Here is a 17,742-nt window from a genome sequence, read left to right as displayed (position 1 = left end):
CTTATATGAAAGTTCTTGTAATCGGTAGTGGTGGTCGTGAACATGCGATTGCTTATAAATTAAAACAAAGTCCAAAAGTATCTGAACTTTATGCAATTCCAGGAAACCCTGGGATTGCAAGTTTAGGTACGTGTGTACCAGGTTCAGTAGAAGATAATGAATTTATTGTTGATTTTATTCAAAAGAATCAAATCGATTTAACAGTTATTGGTCCAGAAGTTCCTTTATGTAATGGTCTTGCTGATGATATTGAAAAAGCAGGTTATAAAGCTTTTGGCCCTCAAAAAAAAGCAGCAACTTTAGAAGGAAGCAAAGCTTTCTCTAAAGATTTTATGATTAGACATCATATTCCTACAGCAAAATATGTTGAAGTCACAGACTTTGAAAAAGCTTGTAAAGAAGTTGATCACTTTGATTTTCCGTTAGTAATCAAAGCAGATGGTTTAGCTGCTGGAAAAGGTGTTGTTATTGTTGAAAATAAAGAAGATGCCATTTCTACTTTAAAAGAAATGATGGTTGATGGTGCTTTAGATGGTGCCGGAAGTAAAGTTGTATTAGAAGAATTCTTAACAGGATTTGAATGTTCTTTACTTTGTTTTACAGACGGTAAAACAATTGTACCAATGGTTTCAGCAAAAGATCATAAACAAATCTTTGATGGAAATAAAGGACCTAATACGGGTGGTATGGGAACTGTTTCTCCAAATCCATTTTTACCAGAAGGTATGGATGAAGTCTTAAAAAAAGATATTCTTGATCCATTTATGCAAGGACTTAAAGAAGATCAAATGGACTATCGTGGAGTTGTTTTCATTGGTTTAATGATTGAAAATAATCAAGCAAAAGTTCTTGAATTTAATGTCCGTTTTGGTGATCCTGAAACACAATCAATCCTTCTTCGTTTAGAAAGTGATCTTTATGAAATCATGGATGCTTGTGCGACTTATACTTTAGATCAAGTAGATGTTAAATGGTCAGATGACCACGTGGCTTGTCTTGTACTTGCAAGTGGAGGTTATCCAGGTAAATATGAAAAAGGAATTGAAATTAAAAATATTGACAAAGTAAGTGATGATATTGTTGTTTTCCATGCGGGAACAGCTTTAAAAGATGGTAAACTTGTCACAAATGGTGGACGTGTTTTAAATGTGTGTGCAAGAGGAGCAAATTTACAAGAAGCACTTGCGAAAGTCTATGAAACTGCTACAATTATTACATTCGATGGTATGTACTATCGTCATGATATTGGACTTAGATAGGAGAGAACTCTATGACAAATGTAAGAAGAATTTATGTAGAAAAAAGAAAAGAATACGCAACAGAAGCGCATGAAATTCAAACCAACCTCGTTGAACAATTAGGTTTAACGATTCATTCACTTCGTATTGTTCATCGTTATGATGTACAAGGAATTAGTGAAGAAATCTTACAACAAGGAATTAATACAATTCTTGCTGAACCAATGGTGGATCATGTTTATGATGAAACATTTCCAATGAGTGAAAAAGAATCTGTTTTCGCAATTGAATTTTTACCAGGTCAATATGATCAACGTGCTGATTCATGCGAACAATGTTTCCAAATTCTAACAGGAACATCTTCAACAAAAGTAAGATGTGCCAAACTTATTGTAGTAGACATTGATAAAAATGAAGATGTTTTAAATCAAATCAAACATTATTTAATTAACCCAGTTGATCAAAGAATTGCTTCTTTAGAAAAACCAGAACATTTAAATGATGAAACACCTGATATTAAACCTGTGCCAACTTTAACTGGATTTAATGATTTAGATGAAGCAGGATTAAATCAATTCTTAAAAGATAATGGAATGGCTATGAATCTTGATGATTTAAAAGTAACTCAAGATTACTTTAAAAATGAAGAACATAGAGATCCTACTGAAACAGAAATCAAAGTGTTAGATACATATTGGTCTGATCATTGTCGTCATACAACATTTGCGACAGTTATTACAGATATCGATATTCAAAATGGTGCTTTTAAAGAAATCTTAGAAAAAGATATTGAAAGCTATAAAACAAGCAGACATGCCGTTTATGGAGTAAATACAACAAGACCTCTTACTTTAATGGATCTTGCAACTATTTCAATGAAAGAACTTCGTAAAAAAGGATATCTTGATGATATGGAAGTTTCTGAAGAAATTAATGCATGTTCTATTGAAATTACTGTTCATACAAATCAAGGAGATGAACAATGGTTATTAATGTTCAAAAATGAAACACATAACCACCCTACAGAAATTGAACCATTTGGGGGAGCTGCAACATGTTTAGGTGGAGCTATTCGTGACCCACTTTCAGGACGTGCTTATGTTTACCAATCAATGCGTATTACTGGAGCAGGTGATCCAAGAAAAACATTGGCAGAAACAACGCCAGGTAAATTACCACAAAGAAAAATTTGTCAAGAAGCTGCTCATGGTTTTTCAAGTTATGGTAATCAAATCGGGTTAACAACAGGTTATGTTCATGAAATTTACGATGAAGGTTATATCGCTAAACGTATGGAAGTAGGAGCTGTTGTGGCTGCTGCACCAAAAGAACAAGTAAAACGTTTAGAACCACAAAATGGACAAATCGTCTTATTAATTGGGGGACGCACAGGACGTGATGGGATTGGTGGTGCTACCGGTTCTTCAAAATCACATGACGTAAAATCTATTGAAACAGCAGGTGCTGAAGTTCAAAAAGGAAATCCTGTAGAAGAAAGAAAAATTCAAAGATTATTTAGAAATAAAGCAGTCTCAGAAAAAGTTGTTAGATGTAATGACTTTGGAGCTGGTGGGGTTTGTGTTGCCGTTGGTGAACTTGCTCCAGGGCTTGATATTGATTTAGATGCTGTTTTGAAAAAATATGATGGTTTAACAGGTACAGAACTTGCTATTAGTGAATCACAAGAACGTATGGCTATTGTTGTCAATGACTATGATGTTGATTTCATTAAAGAAGAATGTGCAAAAGAAAACTTAGAAGTTGTTCAAGTGGCAACTGTTACAGATACAAATCGTTTAGTAATGAAGCACATGGGTAAAGATATTGTTAATATTTCTCGTGATTTCTTAGATGCTGCAGGGGCAAAACGTTATCAAAATATTGAAGTTGAGTTACCAAACTTTGAAAGTACACCTTTTGATGAAGAAGAAAGAAATGATTTTGTTGGTACAACAAAAGAAGTATTATCAAGATTATCTGTTGCTTCACAAAAAGGTCTTGTTGAAAGATTTGACTCATCTATTGGAAATGGTACAGTTTTATCTCCTTATGGTGGACGTACATATCACACAGAAACAGAAGGTATGGCTGCTTTAATTCCTGTTTTAGGAAAAGAAACAACAACTGCTTCTTTAATGGCTTATGGGTATAATCCTAAGATTTCTAAATGGTCACCATATCATGGAGCAATGTATGCCGTTGTTGAAAGTGTTGCTAAGATCGTTGCCATGGGTGGAAACTATCATACAATTCGTTTTTCATTCCAAGAATATTTTGAAAAATTATTAGATGATCCAAAACGTTGGGGTAAACCATTAGCTGCTTTACTTGGAGCTAATCGTGTTCAACAAGAATTAAAACTTCCATCAATTGGTGGTAAAGATTCAATGTCAGGAACATTTGAAAATATTTCGGTTCCACCAACACTTGTTTCTTTTGCCATTACAGCAAGTGATGTTCATGATGTTATGACACCAGAAGCAAAAGAAGCGGGACATATTTTAGCAGAAGTTCAAATTAAAAAAGATCAATTTAAAGTCTTTGATTTTGATCATTTACAAAAACAATATAATGCTATCCAAGATTTAATGAAACAAAAGAAAATTTATTCTGCATATACAGTTAAAGATGGTGGTGTGATTGAAGCTGTTTGTAAAATGTCCTTTGGTAATGGTTTAGGAGCTGCTTTCAATACAGATTATTCACTTGCTTCTTATGTTGAAAAGAATTATGGAAATATTATTGTTGAAGTGAAATCAGAAAAAGATCTAGTAGGTTTAGATTATAGAGTAGTGGCTACTTTAAATGATAGTGAAAAATTCTCTTATGGAATGGATACAATTTCTATTCAAGAAGCTTATGCAATCAATAAAGCACCATTAGAAAGTGTTTATCCAACAAGAGAAAAAGCACCTACACAAGATATTAAAGTTGCGGAATGTAAAACAAGATCAACTTTAAAAGCAAAACAATATATTGAAACACCATTAGTTGTTATTCCAGTGTTCCCAGGAACAAATTGCGAATATGATTCAAAACGTGCTTTTGAAAAAGCAGGGGCTAAGGTTGAACTTGTCTTAATTAGAAATAAAACAGAAGAAATGTTAAAAACATCGATTGATGAATTGGAAAATGCCATCAAACGTGCTAATATTGTGATGCTACCAGGAGGATTCTCTGCTGGTGATGAACCTGAAGGTTCAGGTAAATTTATTGCAACAGTTTTAAGAAATCCAAGATTAAAAGCAGCAATTAGTGATTTATTAGATAATAGAGATGGTTTAATGATTGGTATTTGTAATGGATTCCAAGCACTTATTAAATTAGGATTACTTCCATATGGTGAAATTAGAGATATGTCTGAAAATGACGCTACTCTTACATTCAATACGATTGGTCGTCACTTATCTCAATTTGTAGATACACGTATTGGTTCTGTTAAATCACCATGGCTTGCTAATGTTAATGTGGGAGATGTTCATGTTATTCCTATTTCTCATGGAGAAGGACGTTTTGTTGCTCCTAAAGAAGTTATTGATGAACTATTCGCTAATGGACAAGTATTCTCTCAATATGTTGATCCTAATCGTAAAGTTACAATGCAAACACCATACAATCCAAATGGTTCAATGTATGCTATTGAAGGTATTGTTTCTCGTGATGGTCGTGTTCTTGGTAAGATGGGACATAGTGAACGTCAAGGCGAAAACCGTTTTAAAAATGTTTATGGTGAAATGGATCAAAAATTATTTGAAGCTGGTGTAAATTATTTTAGAGGTGGTAAATAGAATGGATAAACAACAATTTGAATGTTTTACATTAAGTCCTTTAGATGGACGTTATGCAGGTATTAAAGATGCTTTAGGTGAATATTTTTCTGAATATGCTTTAGTGAAATATCGTGTTTTTGTTGAAATTCAATGGTTAAAATTCTTAATTGAAAATGTAGAAAGTGATGTTCTTTCTACATTTGACAAAGATAACTTAGGACAAATCGAAGCTATTTCAAAAGATTTCAATTATGATTCTTTTAAAGCAATCAAAGATATTGAAGCTGTTACAAGGCATGATGTTAAAGCAGTAGAATATTTCATTGGAAATCAATTAAAAGATATGGGTTATGATTATTTAATCAGTTTTGTTCATATTGGATGTACTTCAGAAGATATTAATAATACATCTTATGCTTGTATGATCAAACATGGTTTAAATGATGTTTGGTTAAAGAAAGCAAAAGAATTTACTGCTGTTATTAATAAATGGGCAGTTGAACATAAAAATGATGCGATGTTAGCTCATACTCATGGTCAACCTGCTACACCAACAACAATTGGTAAGGAATTTAAAGTTTATGCTTATCGTTTTACTTCAAGCATTGAAAATATTGAAAATATTAAAATTAAAGCTAAATTTAATGGAGCAACAGGTAACTATAGTGCTATTTTAACAGCATTCCCTCAATTAGATTGGCAAATTCTTAATAAAAAATTTGTAGAAGAATATTTAGGGTTAACTTACAATCCTTTAACAACACAAATTGAAAGCCATGATTATACATGTCATATTTTAGATGGTATTCGTCATTTCAATAATGTGTTAGTGGATTTTGATGTTGATATGTGGTTATACATTTCAATGGAATACTTCAAACAAATTCCTGTAAAAGGAGAAGTAGGAAGTAGTACAATGCCTCATAAAGTCAATCCAATTCGTTTTGAAAACTCAGAAGCAAATGTTGATATGTCTAATAATATTTGTGTTGGTTTATCAAATAAATTACCTAAATCACGTATGCAAAGAGATTTATCAGATAGTTCAAGTCAAAGAAATATTGGTTTAGCTTTTGGATATTCTTTACAAGCAATTAGTGAAACAACAAATGGTTTAGCTAAATGTGTTGTTAATAAAGATAAACTTGCGGCTGACTTAAATGAAAAATGGGAAGTTCTTGCTGAACCAATTCAAACAATGCTTAGAAAATATGGTATTTCTGATGCCTATGATCAATTAAAAGAACTTACAAGAGGTAAAAATATTTCACAAGAAGCAATTATGGAATTTGCGAAAGGATTAGATGTTTTATCAGATGAAGATCGTCAAACTTTACTAGATATGACACCTGCAAGCTATATTGGATATGCTTCTAACTTATGTGATATTGATTTATAATGATTGATCGTCAAGCAATTTATATTTTATATAATGATCAAGTTGGTAAAAAGCTGGTAGAACATTTCTATCAGCTTCTTGTTGTTTATAGTCAAAATGAAAAAATAAAACCTGTTGAAAGTTATCTTTTAAAATTGAATGATATTGCTAGAAAGAAGAAAACACGTCTTGTTTATTATGATAACCATAGTTTAAAAGAAGATCTGTCACAATTTATTGTAGAAGAGTATCGTCTTTCAAAAATGGAACAAAAATGAGACAAATTTGAGACATAAATGATTAAAAAACGTGGTATACTATAGATGCTAGAAATAGGAATTGATTTTTTAGTCATTATTTTATATAATCTTTGTAATCCATTGAGCAAGATTAAATAGTGGAAATAGTTAGAGAGAAGATGGCTGGTGAAAATCTTTGTATGGAAGCTATGGGACACTTGTGAGGAATTACTTGAAAAGAGTAATCGTTAATCGCGTTAAGATGAAAGTGCGTATGAAAATACGAATTAAGGTGGTACCGCGTTGAAACGTCCTTAGAGGGGCGTTTTTATATTTTTAAGGAGGAAAAATAATGGGATATAGTGCACCAAGAGGTACGGTAGATATTTTACCTGGACAAAGTGAAAAATGGATTAAATTAGAACAATTGTTAAGAACAATTGCTGCTAATTATAATGTTAAAGAAATGAGAACACCAATTTTTGAACATGCTGAATTATTTAACAGAGCTGTGGGGGATACAAGTGATGTCGTTTCTAAAGAAATGTATACTTTCCAAGATAAAAAAGGAAGATATATTTCCCTTAGACCAGAAGGAACTTCTGGTATTGCAAGAGCTTATGTAGAAAATAAAATGTATGGTTTACCAGAAAAACTACAAAAAGTTTATTATATGGGACCAATGTTTAGATATGAAAGACCTCAAAATGGTCGACAAAGACAATTCCACCAATTTGGGGTAGAAATGTTAGGTGTTGAATCACCTTATGTAGATGTTGAATGTATGCTTATGGCAGTGACTGTTGTTGAAGCATTAGGACTTCAAAATGTCACACTTCATATCAACTCTTTAGGTGATAATGAATCAAGAGATGCTTATCGTGAAGCTTTAAAAGATCATTTTAGGGATCATTTAGATGAATTATGTGGAGATTGTAAAGCACGTTTTGAAAAGAATCCTTTACGTATTTTAGATTGCAAAGTGGATGCGAAACATCCAGCTATGAAAACAGCACCGAAAACAATTGATTATTTAAGCGAAAGTGCTAAAAATCATTTTGATAAAGTATGTACTTTATTAGATGATTTAGAAATTGATTATGTCATCGATACAAACTTAGTAAGAGGATTAGATTATTATTCTCATACTGTTTTTGAAATTATTTCTGATGATCCAAAATTAGGTGCGGGAGCTACTGTTGGTGGTGGCGGACGCTACAATGGTTTAATTGAAGAAATTGGTGGACCAGCAACACCAGGTGTTGGTTTTGCCTTTGGTATGGAAAGACTTCTTCTTGCTTTAGATGATGAAGAAGATGAAGACGAAGATGGTTTAGATTGTTATATTATGCCTTTAGGCGAAGAAGCAAAAGATCTTGCTATGCAAATTATTGCGATGTTAAGAGCAAATGGCTTTACATGTGAAATGGATCATGTATCTCGTGGCTTAAAAGGACAATTTAAATCAGCAGATCGTTTTAATGCACATTTCTCTATTATTTTAGGGGAAGAAGAAGTAAAAAATGAAGTGGTTAATATTAAATGTAATCATGATAAAGAACAAGAAGTTGTGCCATTAGAAAATATTTTGGCACATATTGAAAATCATTTAAGTGGGGGACATGAACATGAATAGAACACATAATAACGGTGAACTTCGTTTAGAAAATGTTGGACAAACAGTTGAACTAAAAGGATGGGTTGCTAAAAAGAGAAATTTAGGAGCTCTTGTATTTATTGATTTAAGAGACCGTTATGGAATTACACAAATTATTATCAATGAAGAAATGGAAAACATTTCAAAAGATATTAAAAATGAATATATTTTATATGTTAAAGGAACTGTTGTAGAACGTTCTAGCAAAAATCCAAATATGCCTACAGGGGATATTGAAGTCGATGCATCAGAAATCAAAATCATCAATACAGCCAATACGACACCAATTATTGTTGCAGATGATACAGATGCTTTAGAAGAAACAAGAATGCAATATCGTTATCTTGATTTAAGAAGACCTGTTATGCAAAATAAAATTCTAACAAGACATAAAATTACAAGAAGTATTAGAGAATACTTAGATAGTCATGATTTTGTGGATATTGAAACACCTTATTTAAACAGATCAACTCCTGAAGGAGCAAGAGATTTCTTAGTACCTTCACGTGTACATCATGGTGATTTCTATGCTTTACCACAATCGCCTCAATTATTTAAACAATTATTAATGGTTGCTGGTTTTGAAAAATATTACCAAATTGCTCGTTGTTTCAGAGATGAAGATTTAAGAGCGGATCGTCAACCAGAATTTACTCAAGTCGATGTTGAAATGTCATTTATGACAACAGATGAAATCATCGAAGTTGGTGAAAATATGGTAGCTAAAGTCATTAAAGATGTAAAAGGTGTTGATGTTAAATTACCACTTCCACGTATGACTTGGCATGAAGCGATGGAAACTTACGGTATTGATAAACCAGATATCCGTTTTGATATGAAACTTGTTAATTTAAATGAAGTTGTTAAAGATGTTGATTTTATGGTATTTAAATCAGCTTTAGAAAATAATGGATATGTTAAAGGGATTAATGTTAAAAATCATGCAAGTGATTATTCAAGAAAGAAAATTGATCAATTAACTGAACTTGCAAAAACTTATAAAGCAAAAGGTCTTGCTTGGTTAAAAGTAAATAATGGTGTAGGTGAAGGACCAATTGCTAAATTCTTTAGCGAAGAACAAATGCAAAGATTAATTGAAGCAATGAATGGTGAAGATAACGACTTATTATTATTTGTATCGGATACAAAATATATGGTTGTTTGTGATGCTTTAGCTGCTTTACGTAATCATTTAGGAAAAGAATTGAATTTATATGATTCAAAAGAATTAGGATTATTATGGGTTGTTGATTTTCCAATGTTTGAATATGATGATGAAACTCAAAGATATTATGCAATGCATCACCCATTTACAAGACCTAAAGAATCAGATTTAGATAAAATAGATACAGATCCAGCAAATTGTCTTGCTGATGCCTATGATATTGTCTTAAATGGTTTTGAGCTTGGTGGAGGGTCTCAACGTATTTACGAACAAGACTTACAACAAAGAGCTTTCAAAGCTTTAAGTTTAACAGATGAACAAGTAAGAAATAAATTTGGTTGGTTTGTTGATGCATTAAAATATGGGACACCACCACATGGAGGATTTGCTTTAGGATTAGATCGTCTTGCCATGTTACTTACTGAAAGTGATTCTATTAGAGACGTTATTGCTTTCCCTAAAAATGCCAGTGCAACATGTCCAATGTCTAAAGCACCAAACAGTGTAGAAGAAGATCAATTAAAAGAATTAGGTATTGGAGTTTTAAAAGATGAATAACGATCGTATACAAGAAATACTTGATTTAATGGAAGAAGCAAGATTGGATTATTTTTTAATAAGTGATCCTCAATCAATTGCTTATTGTACAGGATACTATAATGATCCGCATGAAAGAATGTTTGTTTTCATGATTTCAAAACATGGAAATCATACCTTATTCATGAATGATTTATTTTATTTGGATCATGATTTAGATGTTAACATTGTTTGGCATAAAGATGGACAAGATGCTATTCAAACAATTGTTGATGAAATGCATTTTCCAGGAAGAATTGGAATTGATAAAAATTGGGCCTCACATTTCTTGTTAGATCTTATGAAAAAACTCCCAGATGCAAAATATATCAATGCTTCACCATGTGTTGATCTCGTACGCATGAAAAAAGATTTACAAGAACAAGTTTTAATGATTGAATCAAGTAAAATCAATGATGCTGTTATGGAAGAAATCATTCCATTCGTTCAAGAAGGCGTGACAGAAAAACAACTTGCTAAAAAATTAGATGAATTATTTTTCAATCATCATTCTACTTGTTATGGTGCGATTGTTGCATTTGGTAAAAATGCTGCTGATCCACATCATGAAAATGATGATACACCACTTAGAAAAGGTGATTGTGTACTGATTGACATGGGATGTGTTTATAAAGGGTATTGTTCTGATATGACACGTACATTCTTTTATGAAGGTATTTTGGAAGAAGAAATTAAAGTTTATGAAATTGTAAAAAAAGCAAATGAAGCTGCAGAAGCAATGATCAAACCAGGAGTTAAATTATCAGATATTGATAAGTGTGCAAGAAAAGTCATCAGTGATGAAGGCTATGGAAAATATTTTACACATCGTTTAGGACATTTTATTGGTCGAGATGTTCATGAATATGGAGATGTCTCTTCGGTAAATGAAATGGAAGTTGAGGAAGGAATGATTTTTTCAATTGAACCAGGTATTTATTTAGAAGGAAATTTTGGAGTACGTGTAGAAGATCTAGTTATGGTGACAAAAGATGGATGTCAGGTTTTAAATTCATTTACAAAAGATATTTATATTATTTAAAAACGAGCTTGTGCTCGTTTTTTTGTATAAAAAAGAAAAAAATGAGTAAACTTTTAAAGTGAAAAAATATTTTTAAAGCCTCTTTAAATAGACAAATTTTGTCAACAAGAAATTATATAATAATATCAAAAGAAAGGATGAATTATATGGAAGTAAAAAGAGGAGATTTGTTTTATGCTGATTTGAGTGTAGGTGTAGGAAGTGAACAATCTGGAATTCGACCTGTTGTTGTTATTCAAAATGATAGTGGGAATCGATTTAGTACAACTATTATTATTTCACCTTTGACATCATCTAAAAAGAAAAATATTCCTACCCATACATTTATTAAATCAAGAGATGATTTAAAAGAAAATTCAATTGCCTTGCTTGAACAAATGAGGACCATTGATAAATCACGGTTGATTAGAAAAATAGGGGAATTAACGCCATTAGAAATGGAACGTATTAATAAATGTATTCGTATTAGTTTAGGGGTTTAAACTTACATAGAATGTTTCAAAACGGGCTTTGCTCGTTTTTTTTAAAAAATATACTCTTAACAAAGAAAAAGAAATCAATTTGTGATAGAATAGTTAACGAGGTGACAAGTATGTATTATTTTATAGGAATTAAAGGGTCAGGAATGGCTCCACTAGCAACAATTTTATATGAATTAGGGAACGAAGTTGCTGGAAGTGATATTGATAAATATATATTTATTGAAGATGAATTGAGAAAAAGAAATATTCCAATTTATTCATTCAATAAAGATAATATAAAGGATGGTTATCACGTAATTATTGGTAATGCTTTTGATGAATCCAATGAAGAAGTCAAAGCAGCTTTAGAAAACCCAAATGTAAAGTGTACAAGATATTATGATTTCTTAGCTGATTTTATGGAACATTATGTTTCTATTGCTGTTGCAGGAACACATGGAAAAACAACAACAACAGGTATGGCTTACCATTTATTTGAAGATTTTGATAAAACATCTGTTTTAATTGGTGATGGAACTGGACATGGACAAGTAGGAAGTAAATATTTTATTTCAGAAACGTGTGAATTCCAAGATCATTTCTTACATTATCATCCAGATTATGCCATTATTAATAACATTGAATTAGACCATGTTGATTATTTTGGAAATCTTGAAAGATATATTCAATCTTTTGAACAATTTGCTAAACAAGTTAAGAAAACAGTTATTGTTTGGGGAGATGACCCTAACATTAAGAAAATTCATTTTGAAAAACATGTTTTAAGATTTGGTTTAGGTGAAAATAATGATGTTCGCGCTGTTAATGTTTTAGAAACACCACAAGGATTATCATTTGATGTTTATATTCATCAAGAATTATTTGGACATTTTAACATACCATTATTTGGAATGCATATGTTATATAATTCATTAGCTATTATTACTCTTGGTTATTTAGAAGATATGTCTTATGACTATATTTTAAGTAAACTTCAAACATTCAAAGGAACAAAACGTCGTTATACTGTAAAAACTCAAGGAAACAATGTTTTTGTTGACGATTATGCACATCATCCAACTGCAATCAGATATGTTATTGAAGCAACAAGAGTGAGATATCCAGGTAAGAAAATCGTTGCCATTTTCCAACCAGATCGTTTTTCAAGGGGAGCGCGTTTTGCTAAAGAATTTGCTCAAGAAATGGATAAAGCAGATTACCCATATTTCTGTCCATTCCCAGAAAATGCAAAACATGAAGACGGTATTGATATTGATATCTATGATATTTCAAAAAATAGTGCACGTGCTAAAGTCATTACTGAAGATGAAGCAGGTGTTAAAGAATTAATGCAATATGATAACTGTGTGTTCTTATTTATGAGTAGTAAAGATATTTATAAATTTGAAGAAATGTTGATTGAAGCTAAAAAATCTATATAAAAAGAGTAAATTGTGGTACAATTATTGAAGAAAGTAGAGGGATGTTTATGACAACAATGGACATTTGTTACTGTGTTTTAATTTTAGCAGGTGCATTTTGTTTAGTTGCTTTAGGGGTGTTGTTTATTCGTACATCAACAGCGATTAAACAAACAGGGGATACTGTTGAAATGGCACAAGATACATTGAAAAGAGTTGATAAAGTCTTAGATGATGTCAATTACAAATTAGACTTATTAAATGCGCCTGTAGAAACAGTTGCAAAGTTCTTTGATCCTCAAAGACCAAAGTTTAATCCATTGAAAATGATGATGAGCTTTATTAAGAAAAAATAGAAAGGTGAGATAATATGAAATTAGGAAGATTTTTAACAACTTTAGGAATTGGTGCTCTTGTTGGGATGTTATTGGCACCAAAAAAAGGAAGCGAGTTAAGAGAAGAATTAAAAGATAAAGGAAAAGAAACTCTTGATAGTGCTAAAGAAATGACAGTTGAAGACTATCAAAAATTAATTAGTGAAACAATTGATAGTATTAAAAAAACAGTTGATGAATTTGATGTTGATGACTTTAAAGATAGTTCTTTAGCGAAATTAAATGAATTAAAAGATAAATTTGATGATGTTGTAACAAAATTACAAGATAGCGACCAATATTCTAAGTTAAAAGATCAAGTTGATAATGTTATTGTCCAAGTGAATGATAAAATTAATGATGTTAAAGAAAAAATGAGCGAACAAGAATTTGATGATTTTTCTGATTTAGAAGACGAAATTAATGACATTGAAGATGATTTAAATGTCATTATCGATGATTTAAAAGACTAATGAAAAAAGCAACGATTTATGATGTTGCAAGAGAAGCAGGTGTTTCTCTTGCAACTGTATCTCGTGTTATTAATGGATCATCAGTTGTTCGTGAAAAAACTAAAGAAAAGGTAATGAAGGTTATTGATGAACTAAACTTCAAACCTAATCAAATTGCTCGAGGTCTTGCGACAAACAAAACTACAACTATTGCAATTATCTTCCCACAATCATTATTTGCTCATGTAAAAGATATGATTGGTGGTATTGGTGATGCTGGTAGAACATTGGATTACAATATTACGATTTATACAACAGATGATATTGGAAATGGTCCAATGGACGACGTTATGGAAAAAGTCATTCGCACAAGAGCCGATGGAGTTATATTATTTAATAACGATAATATTGATCAACAAATTGAACTTGTTAAAAAACATAGTATTCCGGCAGTTGTTATTGGAATGCAAGTAAGTGATGAATCGATAGGTTCTGTTTATGTTGATGCACAAAAGATTACATATGATATTGTTAATAATTATTTAGAAAAAGGTAAAAATGATATTATTTTTGTAAGTCCTCAACAAAATCTTATTCGTACAGTCGATTTGATTGAAGGAATGAAAAAAGCTTATCAAGATCATCAATTACCATTTGATGAGTCAACACAGGTTATTAATACTTCTACTCACTATGAAGAGAGCTATACACAATTTGTTGAACATTTTAGAAATCATAAACATGATTTAGTTTTTGCAAGTTATGATAAAGAAGGGGTTGCAGTTGTTAATGCAGCAATCGATAATAACATAAACATTCCAGATGATATGGAAGTTATGGCTATGATGGATACAAGCTACTCACTTATTTGTAGACCATCACTATCAACGATTCATCTTCCAATTTATGATATGGGTGCGTTGGCTGTACGTTTACTTACTAAAATTTTAAATCAAGAAGAATTAGAAACAAAAGAAGTGTGCGTAGGCTATACAAATATTTATCGTAAATCAACTATTCAATAAACCACGAAAGTGGTTTATTTTTATATTCACTTGACTTTGAATATGAAATTTAATATGATGTATTTACAGCAATGAAGGAGACAAGTAATATTACTTAATTGTTATAGAGAGCTTGTGGTTGGTGGAAACAAGCCAAGAGGTAATATGAATACACTCTGGAGCTTCTAAGTGCAAAGCTTAGACGGTGAAAGCCGTTATCTACTTGAGTGTATGTCTTTGACATGAATTTAGGATGGTACCGCGATCAACTCGTTCCTATGGGAATGAGTTTTTTATTTTAAGGAGGAAATTATGAAGATTTATGATGAATTAGTTTGGAGAGGATTAATTAAAGATGTTAGTTCTCCAGAAATTGAAGAAAAATTAAATAATGGAGGATTAACTTTCTATATTGGAACTGATCCAACAGGAGATAGTTTGCACATTGGGCACTTTTCATCATTTTTAATTAGTAAAAGATTAAAAGATGCCGGGCATAATCCAATTTTATTAGTTGGAGGAGCAACAGGATTAATTGGTGATCCTAAACCTGATACAGAAAGACCAATGATTACAAAGGAACAAGTTCAACATAACTTTGACTGTTTAAAAGCACAAGCTCAAAAGATTTTTGGTTTTGAAGTGGTTAATAACTATGATTGGTCAAAAGATTTAAACTTTATTGACTTTTTAAGAGATTATGGTAAATATTTCAATGTCAATTATATGTTGAATAAAGACATTGTAAAAAGAAGATTAGATTTAGGTATTACTTATACTGAATTTTCTTATATGATCATGCAAGCAATGGATTTCTACTGGTTACATGAAAATAAAAATTGTCAATTACAAGTTGCTGGGCAAGACCAATGGGGAAATATTACTGCTGGTATTGAATTAATTAGAAAAAAAACTGGAAAAGAAGCCTATGGTTTTACAATGCCACTTTTAACTAAAAGTGATGGAACAAAATTTGGTAAAACAAATGGTAAAGCGATTTGGTTAGATCGAGAAAAAACTTCTCCTTATGAAATGTATCAATTCTTTATTAATTCAGAAGATGATAAAGTTATTGATTACTTAAAATTCTTAACTTTCTTAACACCAGAAGAAATTATGGAATTAGAAGAAAAAAATAAAACACAACCTCATTTAAGAGAAGCACATAAAGCTTTAGCTAGAGAAGTTATTACATTCTTACATGGTAAAGAAGCTTATGAAGAAGCAGTTCAAGTTTCACAAACATTATTCTTTGGTCAAATTCAAAATTTAACTTTAGAACAAGTTGATGTTGCTTTTGAAGGTGTACCAACAGTTGAAACTGAAGAAAATGAAATGAATATTTTAGACGTTTTAATTTTAGTTGGAGCTGCTAAAAGTAAAAGAGAAGCGAGAGAATTTGTTAATGGGGGATCTGTTTTAATCAATGGTGAACGTATTAAAGATTTAGAATTTACTGTTAAAAAAGAAGATGCTTTTGGACAAAGCAAAACAGTTATTCGTCGAGGAAAGAAAAATTATTTTGTATTAAAATATAATGGATAAAAGCTCTTAGGAGCTTTTTTTCATAAAGAATATGGTATACTATCTAATAAGGAGGGACGGCTATGGAAAAATTAAGAAGTATTTTTAATTTTATATATGGATATTATTTAGATTACCGCTATAAAGTACCACCTGCATCTGCTTTGTCTTTTGCTTATTATATGATACTTTCAATTATCCCAATATGTACATTATTAGCTTTTTTTACACCGTTTTTTCCTTTAGATATTAAAACAGCACAAGAAATTTTATCATATTATTTAAGACCGGATGTGACAAAAATGGTTATTCAACTGATAAAACCACGTTCTTTATCAATAACAACTATAACAACTTTAATAGCGTCTATCTTTGTTGTAAGTAGAGGTTTTTATCAGTTACATCGTATTTCTAAAAATATGTTTCCTAATGATAAAGAATATCCATTTTTCATTGATCAAGGAATTACTTTTTTAAAAACCATTCTTATCTTTATTTTAATACTTGCAGTGATTTCTTTATTGATTATTTTTCCGATTTTTAAGATTATCTTTATTGATCAACATAATTTTATAACAAGAGTTTTATTCTTATTTATCATTATTTTTGTTATTTTATTTTTATTATATAAAATTATTCCTGATCAAAATGTAGAATTTTTAGATACAATTAAAGGAACAGTCGTTGCAACATTATTGATTGAATTGATTATAGGTATTTTATCTATTTATTTTTCTATTGTTGATTATAGCAACGTTTATGGTCCGTTAGCGGCGTTGGTTATGTTGATGTTTTCGATTGCTGTATGTTCAGAAGCTATTTATTTTGGTATGTATGTTATTTTTGAATGTCATATTCGAAGATTAATAAAAAAATTATAAAGGAGAAAAGTAATGTATCCTTATATCAATTTTGAAAAAACAGGCAAACAAATACAAAAGTATATGAATCAAGGTGGCTATTGTGTTCAAGATATTCAGACTTATCTAGGACTTTCTTGTAAACAAAGTGTTTATAAATGGCTAAAAGGAAAGTCATTACCTAATTTAGAACATTTATGTGCTTTAAGTTATTTGTTTCATTGTACGCTAGATGATTTAGTTGTTACACAAATGAATTATTATGTAATCAAAGAAACAATATGTCAGTATTCATTAGGAGATTGTTAATGATTTATTTAGTAATAATAAATGTATTAGGCTTTTTGACAATGAGTCTTGATAAAGCAAAAGCAAAAAAACAAAAATATCGTATTTCTGAAAATACTTTGCTTTTTGTGGCTTTGATGGGTGGAAGTTTAGGAAGCTATTTAGGTATGTATTGTTTTCATCATAAAACGAAACATGTGAAATTTTATATAGGTATGCCGTTGATTTTATTTATACAAATCTTGATTTATTGTTTTTATTTTTATACAAAATTCTAGACAAGAATTTTGTAT

The 17,742-nt window shown here is 30.8% G+C and carries 16 protein-coding genes and 2 other annotated features; all 16 genes read left to right on the top strand.

Annotation, left to right across the window (positions count from 1 at the left end; translation table 11 throughout):
- Nucleotides 1–5 precede the first annotated feature (5 nt).
- The 16 genes from purD (at nt 6) to C7U54_RS04835 (ending at nt 17,727) form a co-directional block, all read left to right on the top strand.
- Complete coding sequence (gene purD / locus C7U54_RS04910) at nt 6–1,259, top strand: phosphoribosylamine--glycine ligase (RefSeq protein WP_107029483.1); 1,254 nt, start codon at nt 6–8, stop codon at nt 1,257–1,259.
- Between the two features lie 11 nt (nt 1,260–1,270).
- The gene (locus tag C7U54_RS04905; protein WP_107029482.1) at nt 1,271–5,026 is read left to right on the top strand and encodes a phosphoribosylformylglycinamidine synthase; all 3,756 of its coding nucleotides are present in this window, start codon (nt 1,271–1,273) and stop codon (nt 5,024–5,026) included.
- A 1-nt stretch (nt 5,027) separates the two neighbouring features.
- Nucleotides 5,028–6,407, top strand: a complete 1,380-nt coding sequence (purB, locus tag C7U54_RS04900) for an adenylosuccinate lyase (protein ID WP_022001464.1) — start codon at nt 5,028–5,030, stop codon at nt 6,405–6,407.
- Nucleotides 6,407–6,664 carry a hypothetical protein gene (locus tag C7U54_RS04895; protein ID WP_022001465.1) on the top strand — a complete coding sequence of 86 codons (258 nt, stop codon included), beginning with the start codon at nt 6,407–6,409 and terminating at the stop codon, nt 6,662–6,664. Before purB ends, C7U54_RS04895 begins: the two co-directional genes overlap by 1 nt.
- A 93-nt stretch (nt 6,665–6,757) precedes the next feature.
- Nucleotides 6,758–6,944, top strand: a binding site (T-box leader).
- Nucleotides 6,945–6,977: 33 nt separating this feature from the next.
- Entirely contained in the window at nt 6,978–8,261 is a 1,284-nt protein-coding gene (gene hisS, locus C7U54_RS04890) for a histidine--tRNA ligase (protein ID WP_022001466.1), read from the top strand.
- Nucleotides 8,254–10,005 (top strand): aspartate--tRNA ligase, encoded by a 1,752-nt coding sequence (gene aspS / locus C7U54_RS04885; protein ID WP_022001467.1) that lies wholly within the window; start codon nt 8,254–8,256, stop codon nt 10,003–10,005. Before hisS ends, aspS begins: the two co-directional genes overlap by 8 nt.
- Nucleotides 9,998–11,065, top strand: coding sequence for a M24 family metallopeptidase (locus C7U54_RS04880; RefSeq protein WP_107029481.1), 1,068 nt, complete (start codon nt 9,998–10,000; stop codon nt 11,063–11,065). The genes aspS and C7U54_RS04880 overlap by 8 nt, the downstream gene beginning before the upstream one ends.
- A 146-nt stretch (nt 11,066–11,211) precedes the next feature.
- A complete protein-coding gene (locus C7U54_RS04875) occupies nt 11,212–11,547 on the top strand; it encodes a type II toxin-antitoxin system PemK/MazF family toxin (protein ID WP_022001469.1) in 336 nt (111 codons plus the stop codon).
- A 110-nt stretch (nt 11,548–11,657) separates the two neighbouring features.
- On the top strand, nt 11,658–12,968 hold the full coding sequence (locus C7U54_RS04870) for a UDP-N-acetylmuramate--L-alanine ligase (protein ID WP_032090134.1): 1,311 nt from the start codon (nt 11,658–11,660) through the stop codon (nt 12,966–12,968).
- Nucleotides 12,969–13,015: 47 nt separating this feature from the next.
- Nucleotides 13,016–13,303, top strand: coding sequence for a DUF948 domain-containing protein (locus tag C7U54_RS04865; RefSeq protein WP_022001471.1), 288 nt, complete (start codon nt 13,016–13,018; stop codon nt 13,301–13,303).
- 14 nt (nt 13,304–13,317) lie between these two features.
- A complete protein-coding gene (locus tag C7U54_RS04860) occupies nt 13,318–13,794 on the top strand; it encodes a YtxH domain-containing protein (RefSeq protein ID WP_107029480.1) in 477 nt (158 codons plus the stop codon).
- The gene (locus tag C7U54_RS04855; RefSeq protein ID WP_107029479.1) at nt 13,794–14,798 is read left to right on the top strand and encodes a LacI family DNA-binding transcriptional regulator; all 1,005 of its coding nucleotides are present in this window, start codon (nt 13,794–13,796) and stop codon (nt 14,796–14,798) included. The genes C7U54_RS04860 and C7U54_RS04855 overlap by 1 nt, the downstream gene beginning before the upstream one ends.
- Nucleotides 14,799–14,860: 62 nt before the next feature.
- Nucleotides 14,861–15,058 (top strand) — a binding site (T-box leader).
- A 31-nt stretch (nt 15,059–15,089) separates the two neighbouring features.
- Nucleotides 15,090–16,322, top strand: a complete 1,233-nt coding sequence (gene tyrS, locus C7U54_RS04850) for a tyrosine--tRNA ligase (protein WP_107029478.1) — start codon at nt 15,090–15,092, stop codon at nt 16,320–16,322.
- Nucleotides 16,323–16,384: 62 nt separating this feature from the next.
- Nucleotides 16,385–17,182 carry a YihY/virulence factor BrkB family protein gene (locus C7U54_RS04845; RefSeq protein WP_107029477.1) on the top strand — a complete coding sequence of 266 codons (798 nt, stop codon included), beginning with the start codon at nt 16,385–16,387 and terminating at the stop codon, nt 17,180–17,182.
- A 12-nt stretch (nt 17,183–17,194) separates the two neighbouring features.
- Nucleotides 17,195–17,470, top strand: coding sequence for a helix-turn-helix domain-containing protein (locus tag C7U54_RS04840; RefSeq protein ID WP_022001476.1), 276 nt, complete (start codon nt 17,195–17,197; stop codon nt 17,468–17,470).
- A complete protein-coding gene (locus C7U54_RS04835) occupies nt 17,470–17,727 on the top strand; it encodes a DUF1294 domain-containing protein (protein ID WP_227408373.1) in 258 nt (85 codons plus the stop codon). Before C7U54_RS04840 ends, C7U54_RS04835 begins: the two co-directional genes overlap by 1 nt.
- Nucleotides 17,728–17,742 lie beyond the last annotated feature (15 nt).

This window comes from Faecalibacillus intestinalis, from assembly GCF_003024685.1.
Taxonomy (GTDB): Bacteria; Bacillota_I; Bacilli_A; order Erysipelotrichales; family Coprobacillaceae; genus Faecalibacillus; species Faecalibacillus intestinalis.
Note: the sequence above shows the minus strand (reverse complement) of the source record. Positions and strands in the feature narration are given on the sequence as shown.